This is a genomic window from Xanthomarina sp. (assembly GCF_035306705.1).
Classification (GTDB): Bacteria; Bacteroidota; Bacteroidia; order Flavobacteriales; family Flavobacteriaceae; genus Xanthomarina.
In genome coordinates this window covers 1-9,728 of record NZ_DATGNO010000042.1, presented here as the reverse complement: position 1 = coordinate 9,728, position 9,728 = coordinate 1, and the positions used below count along the sequence as shown (strand labels likewise).

Sequence of the window (9,728 nt, the reverse complement as noted above, 5' to 3'; positions counted from 1 at the left end):
GTGACAGTAGTACGAGCAGTAAAGGCCTTACCGCAATGTTTACAGGATTTTGGAATGAATAAATTACTGCTCATAAATGGTGCTTTATGTAGCGTTATGGTGCAACGTGGGGCAATATGGTGCATCATTTCGCCATTCTCTTTGCCAACGGATTTGGGCAACAAATCCATTAATAGGGCAACAGATACACAACAAATATAATGAAAAAAAGGCAATTAAGCAACAACAAAAAGAATATAAAGTGAAGAAAAACAGGAAGTTAACAATCAAAGGAAGGCAAGTTACTTCCCGATACAAAAGTTAGCAAATATATTCCCTAAAAGCTCATCGTTAGTCACGCTTCCGGTTATCAAACCAAACTGATAAAGCGCTTCCCGAATATCAATGGCCAATAAATCGCCAGATAAATCGGTTTCTAAGCCATATTTTACTTTTTGGACTTCTTCCAAAGCTTTTAAAAGCGCATCGTAATGTCTAGTGTTGGTAATAATGGTTTCGTTATTACGTAAAGCGCCTGTATTGATAAGGTTTAACAACTTATTTGTTAATTGTTCAACTCCAAATCCTGTTTTTGCGGATAGCAATTGAATTTCTGGTATTTCAGCTTGCATCTCAGCTATTTGAATATCGTCTATCTTATCTATTTTATTGGCAATAACAATCAAAGGTTTTAAAGGATACTTATTCTTTATTTTTTCCAATTCCACTTTAAACTCGGTACATTGAACTTTAAATTTTTCGGAATCGAATAAATAAATAACGACTTGGGCTTGTTCTATTTTTTCAAAGGTTTTTTTTATCCCGATGCTTTCAACCACATCTTGGGTTTCACGAATTCCAGCCGTATCAATAAATCGAAACCCAATCCCTCCAATAGAAATTTCATCTTCAATGGTGTCTCTGGTAGTTCCAGCAATTTCAGATACAATAGCGCGTTCTTCATTTAATAAAGCATTTAACAATGTTGATTTCCCTACATTTGGTTCTCCAACAATGGCTACAGGAATACCATTTTTTAACACGTTCCCAACAGCAAAAGAATCAATCAAACGCTTTAAAACAAGAACAATACGTTCTACCAATTCCTTAAATTGGGTTCTATCGGCAAATTCGACATCCTCTTCAGCAAAGTCCAGTTCCAATTCAATTAAAGAAGCAAAATTCAAAAGTTCTTCACGAAGCTTGGCTATTTCACTAGAAAAACCACCTCGCATTTGTTGCATAGCAATTTGATGTGAAGCTGCATTATCGCTTGCAATTAAATCGGCTACGGCTTCTGCTTGGCTTAAATCCAGCTTTCCGTTTAAGAAGGCTCTTAAGGTAAATTCACCTGCATCGGCCATTCTACAACCATTTCTTAAAAATAATTGTAAAATTTCCTGTTGGATATATATAGATCCGTGGCAACTAATTTCAACCACATCTTCACCTGTATAAGATTTCGGATTTTTAAAGACAGACACTAAAACCTCATCTATGGTTCGTTTTCCATCCATAATATGACCTAAATGAATGGTATGCGTTGCTTGAGCAGTTAAATTTTTATTGTGAATGGATTTAAATAATTTGGAACAAATAACAATGGCATCCTTTCCAGATAAGCGAATAACGGCTATGGCCCCCGCTCCAGAAGCTGTTGCTAAAGCTATAATAGTATCGTTTTGTGTCATCTTGCAAAAATACTAAAATACCAGCACATAATATAGTCAATATATTAAGCTATTATTAACAAGCTTAACTTTAAAATCCTATTATATTTGCATAAAATATTAAAAATGAATTTAATTATGGTACAGAGAGTTACTACTTTATTTCTTGTTGCGTTTATCTTTTTATCTTGTAAAGAAGAAGTCCAACAAACCGGATTTCTTATTGAAGCAAGCATCGATAAACCACTTAATAACGTAAAAGCTAAATTACTTAGTTTTAATGCCGACAAAGAAGTGATTTTAGATTCTACAACAGTTATAGATGGCAAACTAACTTTAAGAGGAGAAATTGAATCTCCAGACCTATATTACTTAAACATTGATGGCATAGACGGATACCTTCCAATGATGGTTGAAAACGAAAGTATGACCTTGAAAATCTATAAGGACAGCCTCCAGAGTTCTGTGGTTACAGGAAGTAAGGAAAATGACTTATTAAAATTATATCATCAAGATACGGAACAGTTAAAAAAGAAAAACATTGAATTTGGAGAACAGTTTAGAACAGCTCAAGGCCAAGGTGACAATGAAAGAATGAATGAAATTCAAGACGAATTCAAAGAATTAGTAGATAAAGCTAACACCAAACACATTGCGCTAATTAAAGAGCGTACAGATTTGGTTACAAGTGCGGCTATTTTAGGAAATATTTTAATGAGCAATGGAATTAGCAAGTCGGAAGCTCAAGAGATCTTTAATGCGTTTTCTGAAGAAGTTGTTTCTAGTAAATTTGGAAAGGCTATCGACGGAAATCTATCTAAAGTAACTATGGATGTTGGCAATATGGCTCCAAACTTCTCGGCTCCAAACCCAGAAGGGAAATTAGTGAGTTTAAATGATATTAAAGGAAAAGTAACTATCATCGATTTTTGGGCAGCTTGGTGTGGACCTTGTAGAAAGGAAAATCCGAATGTGGTAAAAGTATATGAAAAATATAAAGATAAAGGTCTTGAAATAATTGGTGTTTCTTTAGACGGTGCACCAAACCAAAAAGATGCTAAAGCAGCTTGGTTAGATGCTATAGAAAAAGATAACTTAACTTGGCACCAGGTTTCCAATTTGGCGTTTTTTAACGATCCTATTGCTCAACAATATCAAATTCAAGCCATTCCAGCTACTTTTATTTTGGATAGTGAAGGTAATATTATAGCTAAAAACCTAAGAGGTCCTGCCCTTGAAGCAAAAATTGCCGAATTATTAAATTAATATATATTGCCTTAAAAACAAGAAAGCCTTTCAAAATTTTGAAAGGCTTTCTTGTTTTATAATTTGCCGAGTTTCTTTAAAATAAATAAAAGCACAATTGGAATTGCCAATAAAATAATCATCAATAAATGCTCTTCAAACAGCCAAGAAGCTAGTATTAAGGTAATGACATAACCTCCAATGGCGCCTCCAAAATGCGCATCGTGACCTATATTTCCCAATTGGCTTTTCATACCATACATGGAATATAATAAATACCCGATTCCGAATATATATGCTGGAATTGGAATGGGAATAAAAAACAAGAACAAACTCATATCTGGTTGCAATAAAATAGCAGAATATACAATCCCCATTACTGCGCCACTGGCTCCAACTGCACTGTAATGATATTCGTTTTTATGAAAAGCAAAAGAAAGCAAGCTTCCCAATAGCAAACTTCCAATGTAAACTATCAAAAAATATAAATTGCCTAAATATCCTACAACGATATCGGCAAAAATATATAGTGTAAACATGTTAAAAAACAAGTGCATCGTGTCTACATGTAAAAACCCAGAACTAAACATTCTGAATTTTTCACCTCTATGAATACCCCCCACATTGAACTTATATTTTTCAAAAAAAGCAAAATCGCTAAACCCCTTAAAAGAGATAATGGCATTTGCAGCTATTATTACTAGTAACACAACACTTAAATTGCCCATAGATTGTTATCGTTAGTTTTTAAATAAAACATATATTTGTTTCTGCAAATCTAAAATTAATTCATGCAATTTCTTGCTTACATTCTAATTTATCCGTTTTTATGGTTTATTTCCATATTACCGTTTAGGCTACTTTATCTATTTTCTGATGGTATTTATGTGCTAATCTACTACCTTATAGGCTATAGAAGAAAAACAGTGAAAGAAAATTTACACATGGTTTTTCCTGATAAATCTGAAAAAGAAATTAAACGCATCACTAAAAAATTCTATCATCATTTATGTGATATGGTTGTGGAATCCATTAAGTCGATGACCATTTCTGAAGCTGAAATGAAAAAACGCTTTACGTTTTCTAATATTGAGTTAATGCAACAACTTGAAAAAGAAAATAGAAGTATTGCGTTAATGTGCGCGCATTACGGAAGTTGGGAGTGGATTTTCATCCTTCAAACTTATATGAATATAAAAGGCTATGCCATCTATAAACGTCTTGCCAATAAATATTTCGACAGATTGGTTAAACGCATTCGTGCAAAATACAACAGTCATCTTATTACAACAAAAGATACTATTTCTGTTCTACTTCAAGCTAAAAAAGAAGGTAAAGTAATACTTTGTGGATTTGTATCGGATCAATCGCCAAAACACGACAAAGCTTTTCATTGGAATAAATTTATGGGGATAACTGTTCCAGTACATACAGGTGCCGAAATGATAGCTAAAAAAATAGATATGTCCGTTGTGTTTTTTGGCGTTAAAAAGTTAAAGCGTGGTTTTTATGAAACAACCTTTAAAACCATTGCTTATAATCCAAATGATTATTCGGATTACGAAATTACAGATCAATTTCTTAAATTAGTAGAAGCACAAATCTATGAGGCTCCAGAATACTATCTATGGACCCATAAGCGTTGGAAACACAGAGATAAAGTACCTGAAAGTTATAAATAGGTTGTAATTTTCTAGTTAAGTCGTTTTATAACGGGCTTTAAATAAAATCCGTAAATGCAAAAATGGACTAAGTGGTACATAGATTCTATTTATAGTAGCTTAAGAAACCTATTCAAGTATTTTTTCATTCACTTACTTAGCAACAGCATGAATCTCAGCAATTATTTTATCGGCTAAAGTATCTGCTTCTTGTTGTGTTGGAGCTTCTGTATAAACCCTAATAATAGGCTCTGTATTACTTTTACGTAAATGCACCCAACTAGTGGCAAAGTCTATTTTCACCCCATCTATAGTCGTTAAGGTTTCATGCGCATATTTTGCCTCCATTTGTTTTAAAATAGCATCCACATCTAAATTTGGTGTTAGTTCTATTTTTTTCTTGCTCATAAAATAACTCGGATAGCTAGCACGTAAATCACTAACCTTCATGCGTTTTTCAGCCAATAAACTCAAAAACAAAGCAACACCTACTAAAGCATCTCGTCCGTAATGCGATTCTGGATATATAATACCTCCATTCCCTTCGCCACCAATGATAGCCTGGTTCTTTTTCATCAGTTCAACCACATTCACTTCGCCAACGGCACTAGCTTCATAAGTTCCTCCATGTTTTTCAGTAACATCTCTTAATGCTCGCGTGGAACTCATGTTACTAACCGTATTTCCTGGTGTTTTACTTAACACATAATCGGCACAGGCCACAAGCGTATATTCTTCGCCAAACATCTCGCCTTTTTCATCTATAAAAGCTAGTCTGTCCACATCTGGATCGACTACAATTCCTAAATCGGCGCGTTCTTTTACTACAGCTTCAGACAAATCTGTTAAATGCTCTTTTAAAGGTTCTGGATTATGAGGAAAATGTCCGGTAGGATCGCAATACAATTTAACGGTACGCACACCCAAACGATCTAACAATAAAGGAATGGCAATACCTCCTGTAGAATTTACACCATCTACAACTACTTTAAAATCGGCTGCTTCAATGGCTTTCTTATTAACTAGTTTCAAGTTTAAAACCGCATCAATATGTAAATCGATATACGCTTCATTTTTAGTTATTTTCCCTAAGTTATCAACATCCGAAAAAACCATGGAATCACTTTCTGCAATTTCTAGAATCTTAGCGCCTTCTATTCCATTTAAAAATTCACCTTTCGCATTTAAGAGTTTTAAGGCATTCCATTGTTTCGGATTATGACTGGCAGTTAAAATAATACCACCATCAGCATGTTCCATTGGTACGGCAATTTCAACTGTTGGGGTTGTTGATAATCCCAAGTCAATAACATGGATTCCCAAACCAACTAACGTATTCATAACTAAATTTTGAATCATTTCTCCCGAAATCCTGGCATCACGACCAACCACAACTCTATAGTGTTCTTTGTTGCGTTGTTGTTTTAACCAAGTACCATAAGCCGAAGCAAATTTTACAGTATCGATAGGTGTTAAATTATCACCTACTTTACCTCCAATAGTTCCACGAATTCCCGATATAGATTTAATTAATGTCATAAATAGTTTAAATTGATTTTAACAAATATACGATTAGAATTTGTAAAACATATTGTAAAACTTCGAGAGTAATTTGTAAATTCACAGAATGAATTTTCTTGCACACATCTACTTATCTGGAAATAATGAACTAATAACCATAGGAAATTTTATGGCCGATGGCATTCGAGGAAATAAATACACCAGCTATCCCATTGAGATCCAAATAGGTATTCTGCTACATCGTGAAATAGATACTTTTACAGATGCGCACCCTATTGTTAGGCAAAGCACCAAAAGACTTCACGAGAATTACAGTCATTATAGTGGCGTGATAGTTGATATTTTATACGACCATTTTCTAGCTAAAAATTGGTCTACGTATTCTGAAGTTCCATTGGATATTTACGTTCAAAATTTTTATGAAATCATAAATAAGCATTTCGATATCTTACCAGAACGCACGCAATATATGATGCCTTATATGATAGAAGGTAATTGGTTATTAAATTATTCCAAAATCGATGGCATTCAAGGAGTTTTAGATGGGATGAACAGACGGACAAAATATGTTTCTGGTATGAATAAGGCCACCGTAGAGCTAAAAAAATATTACAAGGAATTTGAAGCGGAATTCACAGCGTTTTTTGAAGAATTAATTGAATTCTCTCATCTGAAAAGATTAGAAATAACCAACAAATTATCAAACCAAACATGAAGCTAAAAATACTTATCATTTGTTTTCTTACGTGCCTTATTTCCTGTGAAAAACATATCGAAGTTGCACCTATAAAACGCGGACTAATTACCCAAAAGGCCATGGTAGTTTCGGCTAGACAAGAAGCTTCAAAAATTGGTAGCGACATCCTGAAAAAGGGAGGGAATGTATTTGATGCCATGATGGCAACAGAAATGGCTCTAGCGGTTTGTTATCCCTATGCCGGAAATTTGGGCGGTGGAGGTTTTATGGTTTATAGATTGAATACTGGCGAAACTGGCGCCTTAGACTATCGAGAAAAAGCACCACTAGCAGCAACTAAAAACATGTACTTGGATTCTTTGGGAAATATCATTCCAAACAAAAGTCTTTTGGGCGAGCATTCGGTTGGTGTACCGGGAACCGTTGCTGGTATTTTTGCTGCTCAGCAAAGGTTTGGAAAACTATCCATTCAAGAGGTCTTGCAACCCGTTATCGATTTGGCAAACAAGGGTTTTATGATTACTAAAAAACAAGAAGAAAGATTTCATAATTACGACAGTATTTTTAGAGCGGTAAATGGCAAAGAACTTATCTTTTCCAAAAGTAAAAAAGCTGGCGATACCCTTAAAAACAAAGCTTTGGCAAATACCTTAACACGCATGGCTAAAAATGGCAAGGACGAATTTTATAAGGGAGAAACAGCGCAGAAACTCATTGATTATATTACGAAAAAAGGGGGCATTATGACTATGGACGACCTTGATAAATACGAAGCTAAGTGGCGAGATCCAATTACCTTTAAATACCGAGATCTAAACATTATTTCCATGTCTCCACCTTCAAGTGGTGGCATTTGTTTGGCACAAATTATGAAACAAATTGAACCTTATCCTTTAAGTGAATATGGTCATAATTCCCTAAAAGCCATTCAAGTTATTAGTGAAGCTGAACGTAGAAGCTACGCAGATAGAAGTTATTTTCTTGGCGATCCAGATTTTGTTAACATTCCAACAGATTCACTTTTAAATGAAAATTATCTAGAAAGGAGAATGAGTGATTTCTCATTTGAAAAAGCCACTCCGTCAAGTAACGTGTCCAACGGTACTTTTGAAGGATTTAATATGAAGCTTAAAAATCCGTCGTACGCAACAGAAAGTTCGGAAACTACCCACTACTCCATTGTGGATCAATTTGGAAATGCCATTGCAGTTACAACAACTATCAATAGCGGTTATGGTTCCAAATTATATGTGGATGACCTCGGATTCTTTTTAAACAATGAAATGGACGATTTTAGCAGCAAACCTGGCGTGCCAAATGTATATGGATTAATTGGTGCCGAAGCCAATAGTATTGCTCCCGAAAAACGCATGTTAAGTGCTATGACACCAACCCTTGTGGAGAAAAACGGCAAGCTTTTTATGTCTGTTGGAACTCCAGGAGGCTCGACCATTATCACTTCGGTGCTACAAACCATTTTAAATGTAGAAGAGTTTAACATGAGCATGCAAGAAGCAGTAAATGCACCTCGATTTCATCATCAATGGTTGCCGGATGAAATTAGGATGGAACCACATTCTTTCGATAAGGAATTAATCCTTCAATTAACAGAAAAAGGCTATGTAATTAATGAAGAACGTTCGCCCATAATTGGCATAGTTGATGGTATTTTAGTACTAGATGACGGTACTTTAGAAGGCGGTGCAGATAAAAGAGGTGATGATACTGCCGTTGGGTTTTAAACAAAATTCTAAAAAAACAGGAATCTTGTTCTCTTTATTGTTTTTCAACTTAAGACTTAATATATTTACTTATTAACCGAACCAACAAACCAGATATAATGGTAAAGAAAACCAAACGCGTTGTAAAAATAGTTCTGGGTATAATTGTTTTCTTAACCTTACCTACCTTGCTTCTATTTGGTTTTGCCTATTTTAAATACAACCAAGATCTTCCTATTGGAATTCAGGGAGAACAAGCTGATGCCCTAGCCTATAAAATGCTGGACGCACTTGATTACGAAGCCTACAAAAACACAAATCATCTAGAATGGACCTTTAAGAAAAGACATCATTTCGAGTGGCAAAAAGATAAGAACACCTGTATGGTTTACTGGAAAGATTTTAAAGTAGACCTCGACTTAAACAACCCTACTGAAAGTAAAGCTTACGTCCACAGTTTTAGAGTTCACGACGAAAAAGCAGACGAACTCATAAAAGACGCGCTTGTATTTTTCAATAACGACTCCTTTTGGCTGGTGGCTCCTTACAAAGTTTTCGATGAAGGTACTATAAGAAGTTTGGTGACAACAGAGAATGGCGAAGAGGCTTTATTGGTAACTTACACCTCTGGAGGAACGACCCCTGGAGACTCGTATTTATGGCTTTTTAAGGACAATGGTAAACCCAAAAGTTTTAGAATGTGGGTCGATATTTTACCTATTGGAGGACTGGAAGCCTCATGGTCCAACTGGACCACTACCGAAAGTGGTGCAAAGCTTCCAACCTTCCATAAAATGCTGCTCTTTGGTTTAGAAATAGATAATATTATTGGACGGGAATAGGCTTCAGTGTTCAGGGTTCTAAAATATTAAACTTTTTGGCCTATCCTTTCTGTCCCACAAAATTCTGTTCCTTCAACTTAAACAACACATTAAACGTGGTTAAACTTCCATAACTTCTGGTTATATATTGCTGTAAGTCCGTTTTTTCCTGTTCACTCAAGTTGCTTGAATTGATTTTTTGTTCCATAACTCGCAATCGGTCGCGAACCATAGTAATTTTATGAAAAAAAGTATCAATAGGCACTTCACTGGATTTTAAATTGGTATCTCCTGGTTCTAGAATTAATTTCCCACCTTTCCATTTATCTGCTATGTGTACCACTTCGGTTACATCGCTCCAACGTTTTAAAATCTGTACCAAACTGCTTTCCACTTCTGCAAAACTAACGGTA

The 9,728-nt window shown here is 35.1% G+C and carries 9 protein-coding genes and 1 pseudogene; 6 read left to right on the top strand and 4 right to left on the bottom strand.

Annotated elements, in window-relative coordinates; genetic code table 11:
- Nucleotides 1-201 (top strand): hypothetical protein (locus VKY47_RS03370; protein WP_324310353.1); only part of this gene is annotated, 201 nt, incomplete at its 5' end.
- Nucleotides 202-281: 80 nt separating this feature from the next.
- Here VKY47_RS03370 and mnmE read toward each other — a convergent pair.
- On the bottom strand, nucleotides 282-1,670 hold the full coding sequence (gene mnmE / locus VKY47_RS03365) for a tRNA uridine-5-carboxymethylaminomethyl(34) synthesis GTPase MnmE (RefSeq protein WP_324310351.1): 1,389 nt from the start codon (nucleotides 1,668-1,670) through the stop codon (nucleotides 282-284).
- Nucleotides 1,671-1,775: 105 nt separating this feature from the next.
- Between mnmE and VKY47_RS03360 the strand changes: the two genes are divergently transcribed.
- A complete protein-coding gene (locus VKY47_RS03360; RefSeq protein ID WP_324310350.1) occupies nucleotides 1,776-2,915 on the top strand; it encodes a TlpA disulfide reductase family protein in 1,140 nt (379 codons plus the stop codon).
- 56 nt (nucleotides 2,916-2,971) lie between these two features.
- On the opposite strand, the gene VKY47_RS03355 is transcribed toward VKY47_RS03360, so the two are convergent.
- Nucleotides 2,972-3,622, bottom strand: a complete 651-nt coding sequence (locus VKY47_RS03355) for a rhomboid family intramembrane serine protease (protein WP_324310349.1) — start codon at nucleotides 3,620-3,622, stop codon at nucleotides 2,972-2,974.
- Nucleotides 3,623-3,685: 63 nt separating this feature from the next.
- On the opposite strand from VKY47_RS03355, the gene VKY47_RS03350 reads away from it, so the two are divergent.
- Entirely contained in the window at nucleotides 3,686-4,576 is an 891-nt protein-coding gene (locus tag VKY47_RS03350; RefSeq protein WP_324310347.1) for a lysophospholipid acyltransferase family protein, read from the top strand.
- A gap of 132 nt (nucleotides 4,577-4,708) precedes the next feature.
- Here VKY47_RS03350 and glmM read toward each other — a convergent pair whose 3' ends face one another.
- Nucleotides 4,709-6,094, bottom strand: coding sequence for a phosphoglucosamine mutase (gene glmM, locus VKY47_RS03345; RefSeq protein ID WP_324310345.1), 1,386 nt, complete (start codon nucleotides 6,092-6,094; stop codon nucleotides 4,709-4,711).
- An 88-nt stretch (nucleotides 6,095-6,182) separates the two neighbouring features.
- On the opposite strand from glmM, the gene VKY47_RS03340 reads away from it, so the two are divergent.
- From VKY47_RS03340 to VKY47_RS03330, 3 genes are all read left to right on the top strand, one after another.
- Nucleotides 6,183-6,791 carry an acyl carrier protein phosphodiesterase gene (locus VKY47_RS03340; RefSeq protein WP_324310343.1) on the top strand — a complete coding sequence of 203 codons (609 nt, stop codon included), beginning with the start codon at nucleotides 6,183-6,185 and terminating at the stop codon, nucleotides 6,789-6,791.
- Entirely contained in the window at nucleotides 6,788-8,515 is a 1,728-nt protein-coding gene (ggt, locus tag VKY47_RS03335) for a gamma-glutamyltransferase (RefSeq protein ID WP_324310342.1), read from the top strand. The genes VKY47_RS03340 and ggt overlap by 4 nt, the downstream gene beginning before the upstream one ends.
- A gap of 98 nt (nucleotides 8,516-8,613) precedes the next feature.
- Nucleotides 8,614-9,336, top strand: a complete 723-nt coding sequence (locus VKY47_RS03330; RefSeq protein WP_324310340.1) for a hypothetical protein — start codon at nucleotides 8,614-8,616, stop codon at nucleotides 9,334-9,336.
- Nucleotides 9,337-9,376: 40 nt separating this feature from the next.
- Here the strand turns inward: VKY47_RS03330 and VKY47_RS03325 are convergent.
- A pseudogene (locus tag VKY47_RS03325) lies at nucleotides 9,377-9,728 on the bottom strand (hypothetical protein); the annotation flags it as partial.